General features: G+C 37.1%; 25 protein-coding genes and 1 pseudogene. 16 read left to right on the forward strand and 10 right to left on the reverse strand.

From position 1 onward, the window contains the following. Positions 1–244 precede the first annotated feature (244 nt). Together lipA and ACQKIH_RS17435 are read left to right on the forward strand one after the other, a co-directional pair. On the forward strand, positions 245–1,156 hold the full coding sequence (gene lipA, locus ACQKIH_RS17430; RefSeq protein ID WP_057983685.1) for a lipoyl synthase: 912 nt from the start codon (positions 245–247) through the stop codon (positions 1,154–1,156). 107 nt (positions 1,157–1,263) lie between these two features. Continuing rightward, complete coding sequence (locus ACQKIH_RS17435; RefSeq protein ID WP_057983687.1) at positions 1,264–1,611, forward strand: YutD family protein; 348 nt, start codon at positions 1,264–1,266, stop codon at positions 1,609–1,611. A 58-nt stretch (positions 1,612–1,669) separates the two neighbouring features. On the opposite strand, the gene ACQKIH_RS17440 is transcribed toward ACQKIH_RS17435, so the two are convergent. Next, the gene (locus ACQKIH_RS17440; RefSeq protein ID WP_057983689.1) at positions 1,670–1,936 is read right to left on the reverse strand and encodes a DUF3055 domain-containing protein; all 267 of its coding nucleotides are present in this window, start codon (positions 1,934–1,936) and stop codon (positions 1,670–1,672) included. 91 nt (positions 1,937–2,027) lie between these two features. Here ACQKIH_RS17440 and ACQKIH_RS17445 point away from each other — a divergent pair, with 91 nt between their 5' ends. Together ACQKIH_RS17445 and ACQKIH_RS17450 are read left to right on the forward strand one after the other, a co-directional pair. Beyond that, positions 2,028–2,480: a DUF86 domain-containing protein gene (locus tag ACQKIH_RS17445; RefSeq protein WP_057983691.1), complete on the forward strand. Its 453-nt coding sequence runs from the start codon at positions 2,028–2,030 to the stop codon at positions 2,478–2,480. Next, positions 2,477–3,244 carry a TIGR01457 family HAD-type hydrolase gene (locus tag ACQKIH_RS17450; protein ID WP_057983693.1) on the forward strand — a complete coding sequence of 256 codons (768 nt, stop codon included), beginning with the start codon at positions 2,477–2,479 and terminating at the stop codon, positions 3,242–3,244. The genes ACQKIH_RS17445 and ACQKIH_RS17450 overlap by 4 nt, the downstream gene beginning before the upstream one ends. An 89-nt stretch (positions 3,245–3,333) precedes the next feature. Here ACQKIH_RS17450 and ACQKIH_RS17455 read toward each other — a convergent pair whose 3' ends face one another. Then, positions 3,334–3,570 (reverse strand): YuzB family protein, encoded by a 237-nt coding sequence (locus ACQKIH_RS17455; RefSeq protein WP_057983809.1) that lies wholly within the window; start codon positions 3,568–3,570, stop codon positions 3,334–3,336. A gap of 180 nt (positions 3,571–3,750) precedes the next feature. Here ACQKIH_RS17455 and ACQKIH_RS17460 point away from each other — a divergent pair, with 180 nt between their 5' ends. Both ACQKIH_RS17460 and ACQKIH_RS17465 read left to right on the forward strand, forming a co-directional pair. Continuing rightward, complete coding sequence (locus ACQKIH_RS17460) at positions 3,751–4,818, forward strand: NAD(P)/FAD-dependent oxidoreductase (RefSeq protein ID WP_057983695.1); 1,068 nt, start codon at positions 3,751–3,753, stop codon at positions 4,816–4,818. 245 nt (positions 4,819–5,063) lie between these two features. Further along, the gene (locus tag ACQKIH_RS17465; RefSeq protein ID WP_427768042.1) at positions 5,064–6,773 is read left to right on the forward strand and encodes a methyl-accepting chemotaxis protein; all 1,710 of its coding nucleotides are present in this window, start codon (positions 5,064–5,066) and stop codon (positions 6,771–6,773) included. An 84-nt stretch (positions 6,774–6,857) separates the two neighbouring features. Here ACQKIH_RS17465 and ACQKIH_RS17470 read toward each other — a convergent pair whose 3' ends face one another. Further along, entirely contained in the window at positions 6,858–7,187 is a 330-nt protein-coding gene (locus ACQKIH_RS17470; RefSeq protein WP_057983699.1) for a YuzD family protein, read from the reverse strand. Between ACQKIH_RS17470 and ACQKIH_RS17475 the strand changes: the two are divergent. After that, a pseudogene (locus tag ACQKIH_RS17475) lies at positions 7,177–7,508 on the forward strand (NifU family protein). The gene ACQKIH_RS17470 and the pseudogene ACQKIH_RS17475 sit on opposite strands and share 11 nt — an antisense overlap. Positions 7,509–7,566: 58 nt before the next feature. Here ACQKIH_RS17475 and ACQKIH_RS17480 read toward each other — a convergent pair. Further along, positions 7,567–8,259 (reverse strand): DUF2225 domain-containing protein, encoded by a 693-nt coding sequence (locus ACQKIH_RS17480; RefSeq protein WP_057983703.1) that lies wholly within the window; start codon positions 8,257–8,259, stop codon positions 7,567–7,569. 212 nt (positions 8,260–8,471) lie between these two features. Between ACQKIH_RS17480 and ACQKIH_RS17485 the strand changes: the two genes are divergently transcribed. Further along, positions 8,472–8,846: a HesB/IscA family protein gene (locus ACQKIH_RS17485; protein ID WP_427768043.1), complete on the forward strand. Its 375-nt coding sequence runs from the start codon at positions 8,472–8,474 to the stop codon at positions 8,844–8,846. 305 nt (positions 8,847–9,151) lie between these two features. On the opposite strand, the gene ACQKIH_RS17490 is transcribed toward ACQKIH_RS17485, so the two are convergent. Next, positions 9,152–9,643 (reverse strand): CarD family transcriptional regulator, encoded by a 492-nt coding sequence (locus ACQKIH_RS17490; protein WP_057983744.1) that lies wholly within the window; start codon positions 9,641–9,643, stop codon positions 9,152–9,154. Between the two features lie 141 nt (positions 9,644–9,784). Between ACQKIH_RS17490 and ACQKIH_RS17495 the strand changes: the two genes are divergently transcribed. Beyond that, entirely contained in the window at positions 9,785–10,228 is a 444-nt protein-coding gene (locus ACQKIH_RS17495; RefSeq protein WP_057983747.1) for a MarR family winged helix-turn-helix transcriptional regulator, read from the forward strand. A 183-nt stretch (positions 10,229–10,411) separates the two neighbouring features. Here the strand turns inward: ACQKIH_RS17495 and ACQKIH_RS17500 are convergent, their stop codons facing one another. Continuing rightward, positions 10,412–10,651 carry a hypothetical protein gene (locus ACQKIH_RS17500; RefSeq protein WP_201784969.1) on the reverse strand — a complete coding sequence of 80 codons (240 nt, stop codon included), beginning with the start codon at positions 10,649–10,651 and terminating at the stop codon, positions 10,412–10,414. 248 nt (positions 10,652–10,899) lie between these two features. Here ACQKIH_RS17500 and ACQKIH_RS17505 point away from each other — a divergent pair, with 248 nt between their 5' ends. Continuing rightward, positions 10,900–12,105, forward strand: a complete 1,206-nt coding sequence (locus tag ACQKIH_RS17505; RefSeq protein ID WP_057983751.1) for an EAL-associated domain-containing protein — start codon at positions 10,900–10,902, stop codon at positions 12,103–12,105. A gap of 321 nt (positions 12,106–12,426) precedes the next feature. After that, the gene (locus ACQKIH_RS17510) at positions 12,427–13,638 is read left to right on the forward strand and encodes an NAD(P)/FAD-dependent oxidoreductase (RefSeq protein ID WP_057983753.1); all 1,212 of its coding nucleotides are present in this window, start codon (positions 12,427–12,429) and stop codon (positions 13,636–13,638) included. A gap of 208 nt (positions 13,639–13,846) precedes the next feature. Here ACQKIH_RS17510 and ACQKIH_RS17515 read toward each other — a convergent pair whose 3' ends face one another. The 3 genes from ACQKIH_RS17515 to ACQKIH_RS17525 are packed head-to-tail and all read right to left on the reverse strand — an operon-like array spanning position 13,847 to position 17,368. Then, positions 13,847–15,496, reverse strand: coding sequence for an acyl-CoA dehydrogenase family protein (locus ACQKIH_RS17515; protein WP_057983755.1), 1,650 nt, complete (start codon positions 15,494–15,496; stop codon positions 13,847–13,849). Then, positions 15,480–16,991: a class I adenylate-forming enzyme family protein gene (locus tag ACQKIH_RS17520; RefSeq protein ID WP_427768044.1), complete on the reverse strand. Its 1,512-nt coding sequence runs from the start codon at positions 16,989–16,991 to the stop codon at positions 15,480–15,482. The genes ACQKIH_RS17515 and ACQKIH_RS17520 overlap by 17 nt, the downstream gene beginning before the upstream one ends. Further along, positions 16,988–17,368, reverse strand: a complete 381-nt coding sequence (locus tag ACQKIH_RS17525; protein ID WP_427768045.1) for a MerR family transcriptional regulator — start codon at positions 17,366–17,368, stop codon at positions 16,988–16,990. Before ACQKIH_RS17525 ends, ACQKIH_RS17520 begins: the two co-directional genes overlap by 4 nt. A gap of 139 nt (positions 17,369–17,507) precedes the next feature. Between ACQKIH_RS17525 and ACQKIH_RS17530 the strand changes: the two genes are divergently transcribed. From ACQKIH_RS17530 to ACQKIH_RS17540, 3 genes are all read left to right on the forward strand, one after another. Next, a complete protein-coding gene (locus ACQKIH_RS17530; protein ID WP_057983760.1) occupies positions 17,508–18,005 on the forward strand; it encodes an NUDIX domain-containing protein in 498 nt (165 codons plus the stop codon). Between the two features lie 142 nt (positions 18,006–18,147). After that, complete coding sequence (locus ACQKIH_RS17535) at positions 18,148–18,474, forward strand: YuiB family protein (RefSeq protein WP_057983762.1); 327 nt, start codon at positions 18,148–18,150, stop codon at positions 18,472–18,474. Positions 18,475–18,778: 304 nt separating this feature from the next. Continuing rightward, on the forward strand, positions 18,779–19,120 hold the full coding sequence (locus ACQKIH_RS17540; RefSeq protein ID WP_427768046.1) for a hypothetical protein: 342 nt from the start codon (positions 18,779–18,781) through the stop codon (positions 19,118–19,120). A 92-nt stretch (positions 19,121–19,212) separates the two neighbouring features. Here the strand turns inward: ACQKIH_RS17540 and ACQKIH_RS17545 are convergent, their stop codons facing one another. Next, positions 19,213–19,692, reverse strand: coding sequence for a divergent PAP2 family protein (locus ACQKIH_RS17545; protein ID WP_427768060.1), 480 nt, complete (start codon positions 19,690–19,692; stop codon positions 19,213–19,215). Between the two features lie 190 nt (positions 19,693–19,882). Between ACQKIH_RS17545 and ACQKIH_RS17550 the strand changes: the two genes are divergently transcribed. Then, the gene (locus ACQKIH_RS17550) at positions 19,883–21,385 is read left to right on the forward strand and encodes a leucyl aminopeptidase (RefSeq protein WP_427768047.1); all 1,503 of its coding nucleotides are present in this window, start codon (positions 19,883–19,885) and stop codon (positions 21,383–21,385) included. Between the two features lie 124 nt (positions 21,386–21,509). Next, positions 21,510–21,794 carry a hypothetical protein gene (locus tag ACQKIH_RS17555; protein ID WP_057983769.1) on the forward strand — a complete coding sequence of 95 codons (285 nt, stop codon included), beginning with the start codon at positions 21,510–21,512 and terminating at the stop codon, positions 21,792–21,794. Positions 21,795–21,826 lie beyond the last annotated feature (32 nt).

The following is a 21,826-nucleotide window of genomic DNA, read 5'->3' on the forward strand; positions in this document are numbered from 1 at the left end:
AGTTTTGCTTTTCTAAAGCTTTCTGCATTTTTTGCGCCGCTTGCCGTGGAAAGCGTCCGACCCGGAATGGAAATCAACTCCCCCTTTATTAGAAAGGGTTATTAATGATAGATTCTTTGATTAATTACATATAACGTATTTTTTACGCTGAATGGAGATAAAGTGAGTTGTTGCAATTGGTGGAATATGTTACATTGACAACAGTAATATACCTAATTTTAGTTGAGTGAAAGGACGAAATAATATGACATCTTGTAAGCCAACTAGCAACAAAGAAGAACATTTACGCAAGCCTGAGTGGTTAAAAATTAAGCTAAATACGAATGATGAGTACAAAGCGTTAAAAAAATTAATGCGTGATAATAATTTGCATACGGTTTGTGAAGAAGCGCGCTGTCCGAATATTCATGAATGTTGGGGAGAAAGACGTACTGCTACGATGATGATTTTGGGTTCAGTATGTACACGTGCATGCCGTTTTTGCGCGGTCAAAACAGGATTACCAAATGAATTGGATTTAGCAGAACCAGAGCGCGTTGCAGATTCAGTTGCGATAATGAACTTAAAACATATTGTCATTACAATGGTTGCTCGTGATGATTTAAAAGACGGTGGTGCCGAAGTTCTTGCAGAAACGGTACGAGCAATCCGCCGCAAAAGCCCATTAACATCGATTGAAGTACTCCCTTCTGATTTAGGCGGTCACGAGGAAAACCTTCAATTATTGATGAACGCCAAACCAGATATTTTAAATCATAATATCGAAACGGTTCGTCGACTCACACCGAGAATTCGTGCAAAAGCTACATATGAGCGTTCATTGGAGTTTTTAAGACGTGCAAAAGAAATGCAACCAACCATTCCAACGAAATCATCGTTAATGATTGGACTTGGTGAAACGGTGGAAGAAATATATGAAGTGATGGATGATCTTCGTGCGAACAACGTGGATATTATGACAATCGGTCAATATTTACAGCCTACGAAAAAGCATGTTGCCGTAAAAAAGTATTATTCACCGATTGAATTTGGTAAGCTTCGTAAAATCGCGATGGAAAAGGGATTCAGTCATTGTGAAGCGGGCCCACTTGTACGCAGTAGCTATCATGCAGATGAGCAAGTGAATGCAGCCACACAAAATAAGGTGGAAATATGATTACTCGCAATGGATAATAAACAGTGCAACCAATAAAAGTTATAGGTAAAATTGCACTCATCTAATAATAATACGTAATATATACGAGAAGATAGGTGGTGTTCGACGTGATTATTGCGGATGGTAATGTATACGAAATTATTGAAGACATGCGTGAAGGCTTTAATGAAGAAGCATTTGCTGCGCGTTATTCCGACATTTTATCAAAGTATGATTATATTGTTGGGGACTGGGGATATGGTCAACTGCGATTAAAAGGATTTTTTGATGATAAAAATCAAAAATCTACATTTGATACAAAAATTAGCACGATAGAAGATTATTTATATGAATACTGTAATTTCGGTTGTGCTTATTTTATTGTTAAAAAAACAGGGCGTGCACCAGAGCAGGCAGTAGTAGAAGTTCCTCAAGATACTGAGGAAGTTTTAGCGGCCGTGAATCAGGAAGTATAAGCTTTAAAAATGAAAAACACAGCTCAGTCAAATTTTGAACTGAGCTGTGTTTTTTCGTTTAGCTTAATAACTCTCGTAAGTATTCTCGTAAATCTTCTGTATCTACTTCACTGCGATTATAAACTTGTTCTAAATAGCCTTCTTCCTCTACATCATCGGCTCCGATAATGGCAAAGCGTCCAAATTGAATATCAAGGACAAGCACTTTACCAAAAAATCGACCACTTTGTAGGATGGCTAAATCATAACGTTGTGTTTTGCCAGCAAAGCTAACAAAGCGCGTTTTTGTATCTTCTACATCATCATATAAGAAATATCGTTCCATTTTGTTTTGTACCCCTTCCATGTCTAAAGAATATGGTACTATATAAGGGAAAACACTATCAACTTTTATTGACTGAATGGAGGCTTTATCTATGTATTTCGTAGATAGAAACAAAATTACTTTAAATTTAGCACACTTAGACGAATTGTTAGCACTTTTGGAAGCAAAAAAGGATTGGCTAGCAGATGACATTAGTAAACTCGCATTACAACGCATCGGTCATAACGTAATGGAAGCGATGATGGATGTGGGCAACCTAATCATTGACGGCTTTATTATGCGTGATCCAGGAAGTTATGAAGATATTATTGATATTTTTGTCGATGAAAAAGTCATTACAACTGAAATGGATGCACCAATAAAAGCAGTAGTTGGGTTACGAAAAATGATTGTCCGTGAATTTATTGCGGTCGACAATGAAGAAGTGTTACGTGTATTAATAGAAAATTTACCAATCATGAAACAATTTTCTGGGAAAGTGCAGGATTATTTAACGAATGAATTAGGTCCTGTTTCAGCATTCTTACCAGAGGATCATCAATGAAATCGTACAAAGCGTATTGTTTTGACTTAGATGGCACTGTTTATCGTGGGAAAACGGCAATCGACTCAGCTGTGACATTTATTAACCATTTACAAGAGCAGCGGATTGAGCCATTTTACGTAACGAATAATTCTTCTAAAACACCAGAGCAATTACAACAAAGCTTGCATGACATCGGAATTTCTGCGCCCTTATCGCATATTTATTCGAGTTCACTAGCAACCGCAAAGTATGTAGCGAAAAATTGTCAGGACAAATTGGTAAATTTCGTTGGAGAAGTAGGGCTTCACACTGCATTAGAACAAGAAGGACTCGTGATTTCAGATGAGCCGTGTTCAGTGCTTGTAATGGGGATTGACCGACAAATGACGTATGACAAGCTCGTACAAGCAAGCTATGCTGTTCAAAAAGGCGCACAGTTGATTGGAACGAATGGTGACATTAAGTTTCCAACTGAAAATGGCTTTGCACCTGGGAACGGCTCGTTAGTACATTTAGTGGCAAATGTTGCAGGAGTCGAGCCAATCTTTATTGGTAAACCTTCTCCTGTTATGTTGCAAATTATTGCACAGGAGCATGGTTTTACAAAAGAGGACATGCTCATGATTGGCGATAATTATGATACAGATATTTTATGTGGTATTAATTTTGGCTGTGATACGCTTCATGTAAATACTGGCGTCACACCCACACATATCGTGAAACAAAAAGAGGAATTACCAACTTATTGCATAGAAAGTTTATTGGCGCTCGTAACAAATTGAGCTAGTTTTCTAAATGGATAAACATAAAAAGGACATCAGCTTGCCTGAAATTGGCAAGTACGGATGTCCTTTTTTACATGTTGGGCAAATTACCACATTGGATTTTCTTCAATATATTCATAAATGCGCTTTGTTAGCTCAGCTGGCGTTTGTGCTTCCACAACATCACCATTCACGACTGCATAAAAGGATTGCTCACATTTCGTGCAAAAGCTTAAGCAACCATATTCAAGCACATCAATATTCGGATCTCTTTCCAGCGCTTCATATGTTTCCTGCGCACCGTTTGCGAGATTACTAATGCAAAATTCTACTAATGGATTCAAAACCGTCACCTCACTCATAGCAATGCTACTTTTTTTTTGTTTATTCGTCAATTTCTATGTTTTTGTGATAAGTTTCACAATATTGCTAAGAACATATTGTGAAACTTATCACAAAGGGTTATAATGATTTTGGAAACTTTGTGAACATAACATATAATTCATTTGATTTGAGGGAAAGCTATGCAGAAACTTGTTTTATTAGGCGGCGGTTATGGCAATATGCGAATTTTACTTCGTCTGTTACCAAACTTACCAGCGGATGTAGAAATTACTTTAGTAGATCGTACACCATTCCATAGTTTAAAAACTGAATTTTACGCGTTAGCATCTGGAACAGCGACGGATAAAGAAATTCGTGTTGCATTTCCAGAAAATGATCGATTAAAGCGAGTGTATGGAGAGATTATTCGAATTGATCGTGAAGAAAAGGCCGTTTATTTAGAAGATGGTCAAGCAATCGACTATGATCAACTTGTTATTGGATTGGGCTGTGTGGATAAATACCATGGTGTTCCTGGTGCAGAAGAATTCACATATAGCATTCAAACAATCGCAAAATCACGTACAACGTTTGAAAAAGTTTGTGGATTAGCTCCTGGCTCAACTGTTGCAATTATTGGTGCCGGATTATCAGGAATTGAATTAGCAAGTGAACTACGAGAAAGTCGTGCGGATTTAAAGATTAAATTATTCGACCGTTCTCCTCGTATTTTACGTGATTTCCCAGAAAAATTAAGTCATTATGTGAAATCATGGTTCGTAAAACATAATGTAGATGTTATCGCAGAATCGAATATTACATGCGTTGAAGAAGGCAAACTTTACAATCATGATGAAGTGATCGAAGCTGATGTGATTGTATGGACTGCCGGTGTTCAGCCTGTAGAAATTGTTCGTGAATTAGATGTAGAAAAAGATAAATTTGACCGTCCGATTTTAACAGAGCATTATCATGTTGTAGGGGACGAAAATGTATATGTTGTAGGAGATTCAGCTTCTTCACATTTACCACCAACAGCACAACTTGCGGAAGAGCAAGGGGAGCGTATTGTAAAAGTATTACGTCATCGCTGGAATGGTGAGCAATTACCAGAAAAACTAGCAGAAATTAAACTAAAAGGCTTTATGGGCTCACTAGGTAAGAAGCAAGGGTTCGTTCATTTAGCAGATACGACGGTAACAGGACGTATTGCCCGAATAATGAAATCTGGCTTACTATGGATGTACAAACGTCAAAATGATAATTAAATAAATTTTTAAGTTAAATGGGAAATCCCGCCACAAAGTAAAATGTACTTTGTGGCGGGATTTTTATATCTGCACTTTAGGCAACTATTTGTATTTGAACTCGATTTTATTTATGGCAATGTGTGAATATCGTATGACTTTAAAAAATGTTAAATGAAACTTTGTTATAAGATGTATATAAAATACTTCTTTTTTATAGTATGCTATGAGAAGTAGAGGAATATTAAAAAAGGAGTAAAATTACTATGAATCCTAAAAATTCATTAACATTTCAACTTGGTACAATTATTGCTGGGATATTAATAGTGATGTTATGTATTAGCTCTTTTGCTACTTATTTCACGGCTTACAATAAAATATATGAAGCGGCAGGGATAGAGGCTTACGGCTGTGCTAATATTACAACGGGCTTAATTTCGTCTATTGATTTGGAACAAGCAATGGATGGAGATATAGAGAAACAACAACAGGTAGGCGAAACGCTGAATTGGACAATTGCACATAAGGATATTTTTGAAACGCAATATATTTTATCGCTTGATGGAAAACTTGTCGCTCTTGACGACAATCTTTCAAATGATGGATATCAAGTAGGGGATCGTTTTCACATGGATGAAGAAGCAATCACAACTTTGATACGTGATAAGCATCCTACCTATTCAGAAATTTATACATTTGGTGGAATGGAACGTCTTTCAGGGTATGCACCGATTTATAAGGACCATGATCCTAATAATGAGGTTATCGCGATTAGTGTCATTGATTTTGATGCGAATATTGTAAAAGAACGTACATGGGATGTTGTGCGTGATGGCATTTTATTAAGCATTTTACCTATGTTAATAGCATCAATTATTACAGGTTTTTTAATTCGCCGAAAAGTAAGACCAATTAGCTTATTAATCAATCAAGCAAGAGAAATTGCAAACGGTAATCTGGCAGTGGAGAAGACGGTTGTCAAAAATCAAGATGAAGTAGGTGATTTAGCACGAACGTTAAATCAAATGACAGAAAACTTACAAAAAATGATTTTAACGATGCGCCAAACATCGCAAACATTAAATAATAATGCGGGGAAATCTGCACAAACATTAGAGACCATGACGAATACGATGCATAGTGTCGCGAATAGCGTAGGTGAAGTTTCATGCTCGATTACAGATGGGATGCATCATGCCGACAAAGCGAGTGATGCGTTAGTAGATTTAGCGAAGCAGCTACAAACGATGAAAGTAAAGGCAGATCATACCGCCCAAAATTCACAGCAAACATTGCAAATCGCGCGTGAAGGGGAACAAAACGCACAACATATTAAAGATGATATTATACTTATTCAAAAAGGCTCCGACGAAGTAAGTCAGACGGTTGAGAATTTAGTATCTTCTGCAACCAAAATTCAGATGTTTACAACAACCATCGCAGAAATTGCGGCACAAACCAATTTATTAGCGCTTAATGCATCGATAGAAGCGGCACGTGCAGGAGAGCATGGAAAAGGGTTTGCGGTCGTTGCAGAGGAAGTAAGGAAGCTTGCAGAACAATCGAATCATGAAGTAGGGGAAGTTGGAAAGTTAGTGCAAGATATTATGAGTCATATCGATCATGTGTTAATTTCCACAAAAGATAATACAAAGTATATTGAAAAGGGAACAGCAACCGTACATCTTACAGTACAGTCACTAAATACGATTGCGCATGCGGTTACGGAGACAGTTGATCAAGTTGTTGATATATCTTCGTCAATGACAAGTGAAGTAGAAAAGTCCGATCAAGTTGTAGAAATGATTCAACAATTAACTTTGGCAATTCGCGAAATTGAAGATACGATGAATCACTTAACATCTGCTGCGCTGCAAACGACAGATTATATTGATGACGTATCACACACGGTGAATGAGACGAATGATATGGCACTTACTTTGAATGAACATGTGAAGGAATTTAAGTTGAGCTAAAAGATTCATTACCATGAAAAAGCTCAATTTGAATGAATATAAAATAAAAAAGGTGAAATCATAAAATTGATTTCACCTTTTTCATTATTCGACTGGAGTAAATCCTAAATTTTCAAGTGTAGAAAATACTGGCTTTAATTGAATATAGCCTTCTCCGATTACTTCATCATTAATGAGTACAAGTGGATAGAAAAATTCGTCCTCTTGAATGCGGCTTGCGTACTCGGCATCGCGGTCATTATCAAGTGCACCTTCTATATCAATATAGCGAATCGAAAAGGATTGATTTGGGTATTTTCGCGTAATGGCAGCTTGTAGCCATTCGTATGTATCCTTTGATGAGGGAGCATTCACACAGCTAGCGCAAATAATATTTGCACCATAAATTTCAATGGTAGGTTTTATGTTAGACATACTATTTCCGTCCTTTCGTAATACAATATTGGATTTTTTCACTTCTTCACATTATAATGATTTTAATGAAGGGAGTCGAGTAAAATGACAGAAACAGAACAAGTTGGACAAGTACAAGAAGTATTAGATAAATTACGTCCGTTTTTATTACGTGACGGCGGTGACTGTGAATTAGTAGATATAGAGGACGGCATCGTAAAGTTACGTTTATTAGGTGCATGCGGTAGTTGCCCAAGTTCAACGATTACGTTAAAAGCCGGTATCGAACGTGCGCTATTAGAAGAAGTACCAGGTATTATCGAAGTTGAGCAAGTTTTCTAAGTAGTAAGCATAAAATGGAGCAAAGGAATTATTTCCTTTGCTCCATTTTTTTATTTCACTAGTTCGCAGATTGTTCGCGTGTTTGTCTTAATAAGTCCCATTGTTCTTTGGCCATTGCTACAAGTTGACCTTCGCCACCAGTCCGTTGGTTTTCGATGACGCGTGAGAAAAAGCGTGTGGCATTTTCATAATCTTCTAAACGACGAGAAAGCTCTGCGATTAAATACATAACGCGCACACCAGACATTTGTGTACTAGCATAGTCTTCTGTGGAGAAGCTTTCCATGTAATGGTCACGAGCAAGCTTTAAAAAGCGCATTTCTTGTCCTGTATTCTTTAATGAGCGATAAAGCCATGCCAAGCGTAAAGCAAGACCTGAAGTGATGATGTATTTCTCTTTTTTAATTGTGGCGCAAAGAAAAGCTAATTTATAAGCTTGAATGGCATCAAATACATTGCGCTCGTTTTTAAAGTTATGGGGAATCCATTTTGCACAGACTTGTTGATCTAATTGTTCTTTTACACCAGGTGCGAAATATTTGGAGAAATCCTCCGTAAATGAAAATCCACAGTGCTGACAAACAAAAACATTATAGTACAGTGCATTCACGTTTTCATCGGCATATATAGGCTGAAAATCAGATTCAGTTTGCGCTATTTTAATGAATTTTGAGCGCACTTTTAATGTGGGGAAACTTTTTTTGCAATGCATACAATCGATATCTTTTTCATAAAAAGGTGAGATTTCCATTTAATTCAAACCCCTCGCAATATAATTATGTATCTAGTATAGCAATAAACCGATACATGCAGTAACTTTTTAGTAGATGAATTGTGAAGTTTTTAGGTATATTTTCCTTTCGATTAAATAGGTATTATAGGGATAATTGACTTCCAAAGCACATTTGTTGTCAGAAATGAACTGCAATTGATATGATAATTATAAGAAAGTAGGTGACTGAAATGACAAGTGAAAAACAAGTAATTATTTTAACAGAAGCGGCCGCATTTCAAGTCAAAGAAATGATGGTTCATAATGAAGAACAAAACGCAATTTTACGTATTGCAGTGAAAGGTGGCGGCTGTAGTGGTCTTTCCTATGGCATGACATTTGACCAAGTAGTGAATGAGGATGATTTTACCGATGAGCAACATGGTATTAAAATGATCGTATCTACAGAAGATGCTGCGATTTTACAAAATACGAAAATTGACTTCAAACAATCGTTAATGGGCGGCGGATTTACAATCGACAATCCGAACGCGCTGGCTTCATGTGGTTGTGGTACGAGCTTTAAAGCAGCGGCACGTGAAAGTACGCCTGAAGTTTGCGAGTAATATGATTTGTTATAAATGAGTAATGCAAGAGATTGGTATGTATACAATCTATAAAATATGTAATCATAACCCTCCAATCGTTTATTGAGGGGGATAGCTACTAAGCCTTTTTGATTTGTATGTTGCGAAAGCGATGCAAATTGAGGAGGCTTTTTTGATTTTAAAAAGAAGGATTGAAAAGCAATAATAGAGTGAAGATGAAAGAAAGGCACTCTTAAATTATCTTAAGAGTGCCTTTCATATTTGCCCCAAAAATGAACAATTTATTCAAGTGAAAAATGAGTTCAATCTTATATTGGAGAACCTTAGCTAATTTGTGCTAATACTTGGTCGTAAATTTCTTCAGATGATTTATTGAGTACGATAGAAAACTCTGAAAATATAAGTTCTTGTAAAGTTTGAAGTAATTTTTCTTCTTGCATTGGAAATTTCTTTTCGAGAGCTTCATAATCCTTTTTTTTGCGTAATAGTGTGTTTAGGAGGTGGGCTTGTTTTTGTCTATCATCAGTTTTGATAATTTCTACGTGAAGTCTCATGCGGTGTGTGCTTTGTTCAACCCATTCGATACCAGGAGAAGTAAAGGAATGTAATATTTTAATTGCTTCTTCTTTTTTCATGATATCTCTTATCTGTGTACTTGAATTTTCAACAGGTGTGCGAATGGTTAAATTTGGGTCGTTTAGTGGTTTTAAGACGTAATAATCTTTTGTAATATCGCTAAAGGTTTGTTCGCAAATTTCTTCTATAGAACAAAGTCCGTGTGATGAATAAATGACTGTATCACCAACATTGTACATGTATTTCCCTCCACAAACTATATTTTCAACATAGTTGACTAAGTTAATTGTATTGAATTAAACGTTTTTTGTCAACTTAGTTGACGATGGGGGTTTTGTTTTGTATAGTAATTACAAAAAAATGAGATGAAGGTGAACTAGTTGAAGGACGCATTGCAATATCAAGATGTAATTGATTTGTTGAGCGAACGTTATGAAATACTTCGACGGATCGCTGAAGAAAAATGGAATAAAAATAATGATATATATATTTCCAATTCAGAATGGCGTATTTTAAGTAAAGTTTTTAATAAAAAACGGACGATTTCAGATGTAGCCAAAGACGTTGATTTTTCTAGACAAGCAACACATAAATTTGTGAAAAGTTTAGAGGCAAAAGGATTGGTAGAAGTAAGCAGTGCCCTGCATAGTAAAAAACATAAAGAGATTAACATGACTGAATTCGGTAAACTATGCTATGAAAAAAATGCGCATTACAAAGGTGAAATTGAACAACAATTAATTAATAAACTTGGTGAGATTGAAGTGACAAAGTTAAAGAATATATTAACTTTGGATTGGGATATTGAACAAGTAGAAGTATGAAATCAGCCATTAAAATACGATAAAATAAATCGAGGATAAGTGGCTGAATTAAAATGATGACATTAGCTAAAAATAAAAGGCAGGAACATGAATTGATCAATGTTTCTGCCTTTTCATATCTAAATAAAATATGTTCAAAAAAATTTATGAAGGAGCCGATTCTCCACCTTCAAAGTAGCTTTCTTATTTATTGCCAAAGCTTCCAGAGAATTGTTTTGCAACAGCTTGTACTTCCTCTAGCTTTTCTGGTTTCAAAAGAGTAAGCATCTGAGGGAAAAACGCTTGAATATCTTTTTGTGAAAATGTACCCTCATCTTGTTTCTTGAAGTTTTCTAAAAGTATTACCCTTGCTTCATCTTCCTTGCCTTCTTGAACTCTTTGTAAAATAAAATGTAAAAACATTTCTTGTCCTTGTTTATCCATACCTATTGCCTCCTAAAAAGTGAAATATAATACATTACGATGTCATACTTTATTATAGAAATTTCATTTTAAAGCGAACTTAAAAAGTTGTAAAGCAGATTACTAAGGGAAGCTTTTCGAGCAAGCTCGAAAAAAATCTGGACTAAAGTTAGCCGAGGCGTAATTGATTGAAATAAGTTCAGCCTTTTGTCATCTTCTCAAAGATGGACTATGATAAAGAGGACACATTTGATTGAGGAGGTTTTCGAATGGGTGTTTTAGAAATGTTAGATAAATTAGATCAAATAGAAACTTTATACGAACCGATTTATAGCGCGGATGGGCATCGTGTAGTCGCCTATGAAGTCATTGGACAATTGGATGATAGTGGAACAATAGTTGATATTGAACAATTTACATATGAAGAAGATGTACCAGAGGATATTCGATTTGAAATTGAGCTGTTATTTGTACGAAAGACAATTGAAGCGGTGAAGCATTTATTAGTCGATGTCAATTTATATATCCCATGTAATCCGAACTTATTAATGTTGGATTTTGGGGAAAGCTACTTTACAATGCTGAAAGAGATTTTGGCTGAGGACGATTTACCGAATATTACACTAGTGATGGCGGAGCATAAATATGAAGGGAGTATTGAAAAGCTGCAACATGCGATTCGCTATATTCAAACATATGGTGTAAAAATTGCGCTTGCAAATGTAGGCGCACAAACACAATTAGAACATGTGCTCATGCTAGAACCCGCAGTACTTAAAATAAATGTCGAGCAGCTTGGTTATAATTTATGGGGCGCTCAAAATCATGTGTTTGCAACAATTCGTTCGCTCGCTGTGAAGATGGGGACACTTCTTTTAATTGAAAATATTGAAACAGTGTATCAATTACAACAAGGGTGGAAAATTGGAGCGAGATTTTATAAAGGGGCTTATTTGCAACAACCACATAAAGAGTTTTTTGCACGAGATTCATTAAAAGAACGTTTCAGAAATGAATGCGAGCAATTTATCGTGACGGAGAAAAAACAGCTTTTACAAAAGTATGAAGAAATGAAGCTGCTTGAAAAGAAGATTTGGACGATTGTCGAGCAATTACAGCCAACAGGTAAGGATGAAATGAAGTTAAAAAAACTTGCCGCCGCTTTGAAAGAGTACGCTTTTCGGATATATATTTGTGATAATAATGGCTTTCAAACATCACCAAACATTATTTGGAAAAATGATGAGTGGCATATACAGCAGGAAGCGAAGGGGAGAAACTGGAGTTGGCGACCATACTTCCTTTTGAATATTATTAAAATGACGAAAGACCATAAAGGCGAATTATCGGCAGTATATAGCGATATTGAGACAGGCGAGCTGACAAGAACCTATTCAATGGCGCTTGCGAATGCGGAGTTTTTATTTATTGATATTACGTATGATTATTTGTATGAACACAATATAGTGAATTAATAAAAGTACACTTTAAATGGATATCCAGGATCTTTTATTAATTTTCTATTTTAAATTAATTTGAATATTACGCGTAATTTATAAATAATATCGGTAACGAATGCATCTTTCTCTCATTTCCAATTAATCTTCCAATTTGAAAGTATCGAGAGAATTCTATTGAAATTCGAGTTGAAAAGGTCTAATATAATAGTTAAGGAATATTTGTCGAAATTCAGTCGACCTAGCGTAGAGTAATTAGGGAAGTATATGCGTGTACTTCTTTTTTTCTTTGTCTTTCGCTAGTAAATATACAATAAAATTAAAGGGGTTCTGATTTAAGTGAAAAGACCAACAATTTTAGTATTAGGCGCGGGTTATGGTGGCTTAACAACTGTTGTTAACTTACAAAAAATGGTGAATGTTAACGAAGTAGAAATCATTTTAGTTAACAAAAATGATTACCACTACGAAACAACATGGTTACATGAAGTAGGAGCAGGCACAATCTCACCAGATAAAGCACGCTACCCAATTGCTAGCGTTATTAATAGCGGTGTGAAATTTGTACAAGCTACTGTTGAAAGTGTTGATGTAAACACGAAAAAAGTAGGTACATCTGCTGGCGAATTCACTTATGACTATTTAGTATTCGGTTTAGGTTTTGAAGGGGAAACATTTGGTATCCCAGGCTTAAAAGAACATGCTTTAGCATTATCAAACATTAATACAGCTCGCCAAGTACGTGAGCATATTGAATACCAATTCGCATCTTGGTCATTAGATGAAGTAAAAGATGACAGCAAGCTTACAATTATCGTAGGTGGTGCTGGTTTCACAGGTATCGAATTCTTAGGTGAATTAGGTAACCGTGTTCCTGAATTATGTAAAGAATTTGATATTCCACAAGAAAAAGTACGTGTACTTTGTGTAGAAGCAGCGCCAATGGTATTACCAGGCTTTGATCCACAACTTGTAGAATATGCAAAAACACAATTATCGAAAAAAGGTATCGAATTCTCAATCGGTACACCACTTGTTGAAGCAACTCCAGAAGGCGTTAATATCAAAAAGGGTGAAGATGAGTTCGAATTTGTTAAAGCTGGTACAGTTGTATGGGCTGCAGGTGTTCGCGGTAACGCATTAGTAGAATCTTCTGGTATCGAATCGAACCGTGCGCGTATTGCAGTACGTAAAGATATGCGTGCTCCAGGATTTGACGATGTGTTCGTAGTAGGTGACTGTGCATTCTTATTAAATGAAGAAGCAGGTCGTCCATACCCACCAACTGCACAAATTGCAATGCAACAAGCTGTAAACATTGCGAAAAACATTAAGCACTTAATGAATGATCAAGAAACTGAAACATTCGTATATGATGACAAGGGCGCAGTATGTTCTTTAGGTCATGATGACGCGATTGGTTCTGCAATGGGTCGCAAATTTACTGGTAAAACAGCATCAGCACTTAAAAAAGTTGTTGATGACCGTGCACTTTACTTAGTAGGCGGCGTTGGCTTAACACTTAAAAAAGGTAAATTTAAATTCCTTTAATTGAATTAATCAATTACGACTTGGCGTAATTGTGTCCAGATTTTTTTTCGAGCTTGCTCGAAAAGCGTCCTTAAAAAATCTGTGACATCCGCCGGGGCTTAACTTAATTTAGCTGGGGGTTGAAACCCCAGCTAAATTAAGTTAAAAAAACTTGCAACGATTGGGTTTCTGCCCTTTCCGTTGCAAGTTTTTTGTTTTGTATAAGATGTTAAGAATACTGTACAGCCAGTGGTACTTCACCAAATGCAATCGTTTTCCAAGTTAGCTGAATATAAATTTGTGCGAGTTGCTGTTCACGCTTACCATGTTTATCCGCATGCTCTAACACAACAACACTTTCATACAAATCGCTTAGCTTTTTCATTAAGCCTTTTGCTTCTAATGTTTGAACAGCTGCTGGTAATTTTGTGAATTGCTCCAGTTGGGTCGTGATTTCTTGCAATCGTTCTTTCACAAATTGTACTTCGGCTCCTTGTAATGGTGCTAACCGTTGCTCTAGTAAAGCTAATAGTAGCTGATGCCCATCTTGCTTAATAATACGAATTAATTCATGCGCTAATATATTGGCCGTGCCTTCCCATACCGTTAATACTTGTGCATCACGCAATAAACGCGGTGTGACAAAATCTTCAATATAGCCATTTCCGCCATGTATTTCAATCGCTTCATGTGCAAAATGAATTGCTTGCTCAGCAGTTTCCTTTTTCACGAGTGCAATCAATAAGCGGACAATTAGTTGCTGTTCTCGACCAACGCGACCTGAAGAAACATCATCATATAATTGAACCAAATCAAATAATGTGACAAGTGAGGCATGGTGCTTAGCTTTAAGTGTTCCGATTGTTTGTTGAACCATTGGATAATCTAACAGGCGATGTCCAAATGCATGACGAGCAGTCGCATAGGTTGTCGCTTCATCTAACGCACGCTTCATAATGCCCAATGACGCGGCTGCATTGCAAATACGTGATAAATTCAGTGCTTCTAACATGTAATAAATTCCCTTTGACGGATCGCCAACCACGAATGCCTGCGCACCATCAAATACGACCTCACCAGAAGGTACTGCACGCACACCCAATTTATCTTTTAAGCGACGTATCGTAATGCCATTCAATGTACCATCTTCACGCTTCCAAGGCACCGCAAATAATGTTAGCCCTTTTGATCCGCCAGGTGCATCTTCCATTCGAGCAAGCACCATCGCTACACCACACATCCCCGCATTTGAGGCAAAATATTTTTCGCCAAATAAACGATAGTGTTCACCATCTTTGACTGCACGTACTATATTGGCTCCTACATCTGAACCACCTTGGCGCTCGGTTAAAAAAGTTGCACCTTCAAAAAGTTCTACCTCGCCCGTTGCCGCAACATGTGGTAAAAAGCGCTGTTTCACGTCTTCATCTGCGAAATGGTCTAATAAATAAGCCGTTGCCATCGTCAATGTGACCGGACAATAAAAGCCAGGTTCTGCTTGCGCTAATATATAGCCTTGTGCAAAGCTATACACATAATTTCCTTTTTGATTGAGCTCAGGGATTTTTTTGTGTACATAGCCAACAATACCTGTTTCATATGTTTCTTTCACCGTATTTTTATAGCCCTCGTTAACGATGACTTGACTGACTTCTTCGCCAAATTCATTATAGCGCTGTAATCGCGGCTCGCCTTCACGGTCCGTTACTTTTGCTCGCGCATCAATTACCGTTGCAACATGTTCGCCAAATGTCGTCAATTCTCTGTTCGCATAGTGATAAAAAGGTTCACTCAACATGTCCTGCAAAATTTGCTGTAATGTCGTATCGTGGGTGTAAAAGTTTTGAGTACGCTCCTGCTGCTCAGTTAATACTTGCATGTTGGCCATCTCCTTTTAACGTATGTTTTAAAATTTTCCCTGAAGCATTTCGTGGGAGTACGTCTACTTGCTCATACAGTCGCGGGATTTTATAACTTGCCAAATGCTTGCTTAAATAATCACGAATTTCTTCTTCCGATACGGCTTGTTTTGCCGCATAAACAACTTTGACCGTTTCGCCCCATTCAACGTGAGGCACACCAATTACCGCTACTTCAAAAATAGGTTCAATTTGTAATAGCACATCTTCAATTTCTTTCGGATAAATCGTAATACCACCTGAAAAAATAACATCCTTTTTGCGATCTACAATATACACATAGCCATCCTCATCTATTTTTGCTAAATCCCCAGAACGAATCCAACCATTTTGCATCGTTGCTTGTGTTGCTTCTGGATTTTTATAATATTTCTTCATATTGCCTTCACCATGGAGGACAATTTCACCGACTTCACCAGCTGCTACATCCTCAAATTGGTCATTGACGATACGTAGTTCTGTTCCGTATGGTGCCCGTTTGCCGATAGAACCCGCACGTTGTGGATGATCTTCCGCGAGTAAAATCGAACCACTTGGCCCAGCTTCCGTTAAACCGTATACACAAATGAGACGGTCTGTTGAGAATTTATCCTGTACAAACAAAACTTCCTTTTCTGATAAAGGAGCACCACCATATACCCACCACTTCATGGAAGATAAGTCGAAATCCTGTATTCTAGGAGAGTTTGCCGTTAATAAATAGGCTACTGGTGCGCCGAAAAAGTGCGTCGTTTTGTAAGTTTGAACGGATTCTAACAATAAATCCGGTGTAAATGTAGGGGTTAATACAGCAGTTGCCCCAACAAGGATAGCTGTAATTAAAAATAAATTAAGTGGTGCCGAATGACTAAGGGGCATCATTAATAGTAGTTTACTTTCTGGTTTCACTTCCATTTCAATAGCAATCATCGTCGAAACAGCAAGCACGCTACGATGTGTTAATAGGACACCTTTTGGATTACCTGTCGTACCGGATGTATAAAGCAAAGTGGAATCGTCATCCTCAGTTAATGATGTGCACAAATTTTCTCCAGTACCTGTCAATAAACGATCAAAGCTTTGCCATTGTTCAACGGCTTCACCCGTTTTGATTTTCAATCCATTAAAATCAATCGTTTTAGCTGATTCAAAAATTAATGCGTGTGCAATGATTGCTTTCGCATCCGCATGATTTAACACAAACTCAATTTCCGTCGCGGTAAATTTCGCATTCATCGGTACAACAATTGCCCCAAGCTTTGCAATGGCAAAATAACTAACAACAAATTCCGTTACATTTGGCATGAAAATGGCTACTTTGTCACCCTTTTTGATGCCTTGTTGTTGCAAAGAATGTGCGAGCTGATTCGCTTGATGATTAAGTGCTGTATAACTAACTGCACGTCCCATACTTTGAATTGCCGTCTGCTGTGGATATTTACGTGCCGCTCTTGTTAATAATTCCGCTGTGTTCATGAAGAATCCCCCTTTAAACTTATCAATTTTATTTGAAAATCATATTTCATTAGTTCCAGTTCTGTGCGAATTTTCATCAGCTCAACAATTTGCTCATCAATGAGTGCTATTTTTTCATCGCCAAATTGAATCGTGCGCTCCAGCTGCTTTATTCCTGTTCGATCCGCATTAAATAGATGCACCATTTCTTTAATTTCATCGAGAGTAAAACCAAATTTCTTCCCTCGAACGATTAATTTCATTTTTGCTTCTTCGCGTTGTGAATAAAGCCGTGTATTCCCTTGGCGATTTGGTGTTAAAATGCCAAGTTCTTCGTAGTAACGCAATGTTCGTGCTGTCACTCGATATTGTTTGCTCATTTGTTGAATCGATTTCACGATCCGCACCTCCTGTAGTTATTAACGTACCATTTACGTTAACGTTAACTTCAAGGGAAAACAATATTATTGTAGTGTAATAGATGCGTTAAGCAGTATATTTTTGCTATCATAGAAGAAAGAGGGAAGGTGTGGGGGAATGGCGACAGATCGTGGGAAAGTATGGCTTGGTGTAGCAGCGATTATTGAAAATACAAACGGTGAATGGCTTCTCGTCAAAAAAACATATGGTGGTTTAAAAGGTGCGTGGTCTTTACCAGCGGGCTTTGTACAACAAGCTGAAACCGTAACAACAGCAGTAATTCGTGAGGTGAAGGAAGAGACTGGGGTTGCATGTGAAGTGAAGGGGCTTATCGGATTTCGATCGGGTGTGATTATGAATGATATTAGCGATAATATGGCCATATTTTATTGCCAGCCTGTCGAAGAAAATCCAGCAATTCACATACAAGAACGTGAAATTGCAGAAGCTTGTTGGCTAACACCTTCATTGATCTTAGAAAATGAACATACTTCTATTATGCTCAAAGAAATGGCGCAGGAGCATGTGAAGCAGCATATTCATCCGATTATTGAAGGGGTTAATCCAGGTGATGTTTTCGGATATAGCGAATATCACTTATTTTTCAAGAAATAACAATTATAAAATTGCATAATTTATTTACATTATGGAGAAGTTTTGACAATTCATTGCTTCTCTTTTTTATTATCTTTATGGAATTGAAAGCGTGCTCTTAATCATGTAAACTTATGAGAGGTAAATGGAGGGTATACATATTATGAATGACGTTTCGTTAGTACAAGTAATTATTTCGGTTGTTCTCTTTTTTGTCATGTTTTTTGGAATCGGTTTCCTTCTAAATATGTTATTACGGATGACTTGGTTAATGGCGATTATTTATCCAGTTGTTGTCGTATTTATTATTGATGAGGTGAGCTTCCTCGATTACATCTTTAAGGCTGGCTCAGCTTTCCCAGAGCTTATGGATAAATTCCAAGCGTTACATTTAGTCGATATTGTCATTTTATCTGGTGGGTTTGGAGGAGCGATAGTCGCAGGTTTTGTGATGATTGCATTGCGTAAAGCGGGTTATCGCATGTTTTAATTGAAAAAAGACTGCACTTTTATTATGAAGTGCGGTCTTTTTTATTTGGCTCTGTTATAGAATAATGTTGAAAATTGGTAACTTTAAAAAAGTGGTTATACTAAGAACGATTATTCGTGTTGGAAGTTTGAATGCCCTCTTTGTACTTCTGAACACATTAATAGATTTGGCAAAGAGTTTGTAATTGTTGTGAATGTAGGTTTATAAGAATTAAAAAGACTAAAACATTTTGTTTTTAGTCTTTTTTCCTTGTATAATTTGAGGTTGATTGAATACAAGATAGAAAATTAAATTTGGTGAGGAAATGAGTCAAGAATTATTTTATTTTGTTAAATATGGGACCATAACGTTTTATGCGTATCAATTCTTTCTGTTTTTAGGAGCGTTGATTTCGGATAAAATGAAAACAACCAAGAAGTACCACGTTGTAGTAATGGTAGTGAATTCCCTGATATTCGTATTAACAATTCCTTTAGGTTTATTTATAGGCATTATGGCGACAGATGATGGGAATGCGATGGGATTAATATACGGTTTCTTCTTTGTTACGGGAATTCCGTTAGTTCTATTTCTTTTGAGTGTTTTCTATTATTTCATTTTAAAGAAAAGAGGTAGAATTGTGTACGAAGAAGATGGAAATGATTGAGCATTTATGCAAGAAGACGGGGAACCTCAACAAATGAAGGTTCCCCTAATTACTTTTAAAAATCAACATTTAAATTTAACAGAGCTTTTTATTTAAAAGTTACCAAAACTATATACAATAACGGTTAAAAGAATCCCCGACAATCCCCCAATGAAAACTTCACTTTTTTTATGACCGAGCAATGTTTTTAAGTCTTCAATTTTTTCCTGCTCATTTAAGTCGGGCCAACGTTTAATTTCTTTGAAAAATGTCTGTAGCTCGTGGCGTATTTCATTGAGCACCGCGGCATGTTGTCCAGCTTGAAAACGTACATGGCTGGCATCGTACATAACAATACCTGCAAGCATCGCAGCTACCGCAAAAATAGGGGAATCAAAGCCAACTTCAAAGCCAACAGCAGTTGCAACACTTGTGACCGCAGCGGAATGAGAGCTAGGCATCCCACCAGTCGAGGTAAGTAAGCTCCAATCGAGTTTTCGTGTAATGATAAAATTAATAGGCACTTTTAAGAGCTGCGCAAATATAATAGCAAAAATACCGAGCCAAAGTGGCGTATTTTGTAATAGTTCGATAATTACACCTACCCTCAATTAATTATCTTTTAATTACGAATAGTATAGCATTATTATCGGGAAAATAACTTGTTTCAACTGATTCAAATACTACTTTACCGAAGAGGAATGAAGAAAATAGGATATTTCGTTGTTCGGAGTAATGAAAGTTGTATATAATGAATTTATCAATTTAAGGGGGAATTTAACAATGAATATTGAAAAAAACGTAAAAACATTTGAAACAATTACTTCTGAAACACTAATTATCGGTGTGCAAAAGCACCGTGAACAAATGAAAAATTGGTCATTATTCAGTCAGTTTTTTGGTGAAACAATCGATGTTTGGTTACGCAATGGGGAAATCAATACAGATGCACAGAAGTTGACGAAAATCCCATATAGCGATGTAAATGCTCAGCTAAAACGTATTATTTTTGTTGGCTTAGGCGAACAAAAAAATAATACAACAGATAATTTACGTGAAGCATTTGCGACAGTTGGGAAAGAAATGAAATCATCTAAAATAAGTAATGTTGCGATATGGATGGATTCATTTGCGACAGATCGAATAAACGAAGAAGAAGTTGCATATTTAGCGGGAGAAGGTCTGTACTTAGGTTATTACACAACGCCAAATTATAAAACAACTTCCAATGAAGTAGACGCGTACTTCGATGAGGTACAATTTGTTACAACAGCAACAATCGAAGAAGTCGCAACAAATTTTGAAGTAGGAAAAATTTATGCAGACGCAGTGAATGAAGCGCGTACATTAATTAATTTACCTCCCAATATTTTGACAGCGACGGAATTAGCCAATTATGCAGTGGAAATGGCTACGAAATATAATTTTGAAATTGAAGTATTAAACAAAGCGCAACTTGAAGAAATCGGGATGGGCGGTATTTTAGCAGTGAACCGTGGATCGGTAGAAGAGCCTCGACTAATCACGATTAAATATCAAGCGACGCCAAAATGGGAAAATGTTATAGGTCTTGTAGGCAAGGGGGTAACGTATGATACAGGTGGTTACTCATTAAAACCAAAAGACGGTATGGTTGGTATGAAAGGTGATATGGGTGGGGCAGCTGCTGTATTAGGTGCGATGCAAATTATCGGTGCTACACGTCCAAATCAAAATGTACTTGCCGTAATCGGGGCAACAGATAACATGGTTTCAGGTGACGCAATTAAGCCAGATGATGTCATTACGATGTATAACGGTAAAACGGTTGAAGTATTAAATACGGATGCTGAAGGACGTCTTGTATTAGCTGATGCAACAACATACGCAAAACAGCAAGGGGCAAGCTGTTTGATTGATGTGGCGACATTAACAGGTGGCGTGATTGTTGCGCTTGGCCATGATAAAACAGGTGCTTTAACGAACGATGAGGCATTCTTTGAGGAGTTTATGGAAGCAGCAATTGAGAAAGGCGAATTTGTATGGCGTTTACCATTAACGAATAATGATAAAAAGCGTATTCGAAAATCAGATGTAGCTGATCTAAATAATTCACCGGGACGTGATGGTCACATGATTTTTGGTGGGGGCTTTGTTGGAGAATTTGCAGAGGAAACACCGTGGATTCATTTAGATATCGCAGGAACATCAGATGCATCTGCACCCCATGTACTTGGACCAAAAGGTGGTACAGGTGTCATGGTGCGTACATTAGCAACATTGGTAGAACAGCGAGCAAACGACTAAAAAATATTAAATTGGAGAATGCCATGATAACAAGTGGCATTCTCTTTTTAGTTCAGAAATAGGCGGGGGACTAACTGAAGGGAGGAAGTTGCATAAACTATTGTAGAAGGAGGGCGATTGATTAATGACAAGACATGGTAGATCAGGCGGAGGCTTCGGTAGAGGAGGTTTCGGTAGAGGTGGATTTGGAGGCGGATTTGGGGGACCATTTTTTGGCGGGTTTGGCGGACCATTTTTAGGCGGACTTTTAGGTGGTTTCCTAGGAGACTCGATAGGTGGAGGATTTGGGGGAGGCTACCAATCACCACCACCATACTATTACCCACCACCTTATTATCCACCGAACTATTACCCACCGTATTACGGACCACCATACTATAACCAGCAATACCGCAGAAATTCTTGGTAATATGAACAAACAAATCGCACACAATATGTTAA

This window comes from Solibacillus cecembensis, from assembly GCF_050272495.1.
Taxonomy (GTDB): domain Bacteria; phylum Bacillota; class Bacilli; order Bacillales_A; family Planococcaceae; genus Solibacillus; species Solibacillus cecembensis.

What these genes read in the sequence shown, in the direction of transcription:
- lipA (WP_057983685.1), top strand. Translation starts at nt 245, where the DNA reads ATGACATCTTGTAAGCCAACTAGCAACAAAGAAGAACATTTACGCAAG.
- ACQKIH_RS17440 (WP_057983689.1), bottom strand. Translation starts at nt 1,936, where the DNA reads ATGGAACGATATTTCTTATATGATGATGTAGAAGATACAAAAACGCGC.
- ACQKIH_RS17445 (WP_057983691.1), top strand. Translation starts at nt 2,028, where the DNA reads ATGTATTTCGTAGATAGAAACAAAATTACTTTAAATTTAGCACACTTA.
- ACQKIH_RS17450 (WP_057983693.1), top strand. Translation starts at nt 2,477, where the DNA reads ATGAAATCGTACAAAGCGTATTGTTTTGACTTAGATGGCACTGTTTAT.
- ACQKIH_RS17460 (WP_057983695.1), top strand. Translation starts at nt 3,751, where the DNA reads ATGCAGAAACTTGTTTTATTAGGCGGCGGTTATGGCAATATGCGAATT.
- ACQKIH_RS17465 (WP_427768042.1), top strand. Translation starts at nt 5,064, where the DNA reads ATGAATCCTAAAAATTCATTAACATTTCAACTTGGTACAATTATTGCT.
- ACQKIH_RS17470 (WP_057983699.1), bottom strand. Translation starts at nt 7,187, where the DNA reads ATGTCTAACATAAAACCTACCATTGAAATTTATGGTGCAAATATTATT.
- ACQKIH_RS17480 (WP_057983703.1), bottom strand. Translation starts at nt 8,259, where the DNA reads ATGGAAATCTCACCTTTTTATGAAAAAGATATCGATTGTATGCATTGC.
- ACQKIH_RS17485 (WP_427768043.1), top strand. Translation starts at nt 8,472, where the DNA reads ATGACAAGTGAAAAACAAGTAATTATTTTAACAGAAGCGGCCGCATTT.
- ACQKIH_RS17490 (WP_057983744.1), bottom strand. Translation starts at nt 9,643, where the DNA reads ATGTACAATGTTGGTGATACAGTCATTTATTCATCACACGGACTTTGT.
- ACQKIH_RS17500 (WP_201784969.1), bottom strand. Translation starts at nt 10,651, where the DNA reads ATGGATAAACAAGGACAAGAAATGTTTTTACATTTTATTTTACAAAGA.
- ACQKIH_RS17505 (WP_057983751.1), top strand. Translation starts at nt 10,900, where the DNA reads ATGGGTGTTTTAGAAATGTTAGATAAATTAGATCAAATAGAAACTTTA.
- ACQKIH_RS17515 (WP_057983755.1), bottom strand. Translation starts at nt 15,496, where the DNA reads ATGCAAGTATTAACTGAGCAGCAGGAGCGTACTCAAAACTTTTACACC.
- ACQKIH_RS17520 (WP_427768044.1), bottom strand. Translation starts at nt 16,991, where the DNA reads ATGAACACAGCGGAATTATTAACAAGAGCGGCACGTAAATATCCACAG.
- ACQKIH_RS17530 (WP_057983760.1), top strand. Translation starts at nt 17,508, where the DNA reads ATGGCGACAGATCGTGGGAAAGTATGGCTTGGTGTAGCAGCGATTATT.
- ACQKIH_RS17535 (WP_057983762.1), top strand. Translation starts at nt 18,148, where the DNA reads ATGAATGACGTTTCGTTAGTACAAGTAATTATTTCGGTTGTTCTCTTT.
- ACQKIH_RS17540 (WP_427768046.1), top strand. Translation starts at nt 18,779, where the DNA reads ATGAGTCAAGAATTATTTTATTTTGTTAAATATGGGACCATAACGTTT.
- ACQKIH_RS17550 (WP_427768047.1), top strand. Translation starts at nt 19,883, where the DNA reads ATGAATATTGAAAAAAACGTAAAAACATTTGAAACAATTACTTCTGAA.
- ACQKIH_RS17555 (WP_057983769.1), top strand. Translation starts at nt 21,510, where the DNA reads ATGACAAGACATGGTAGATCAGGCGGAGGCTTCGGTAGAGGAGGTTTC.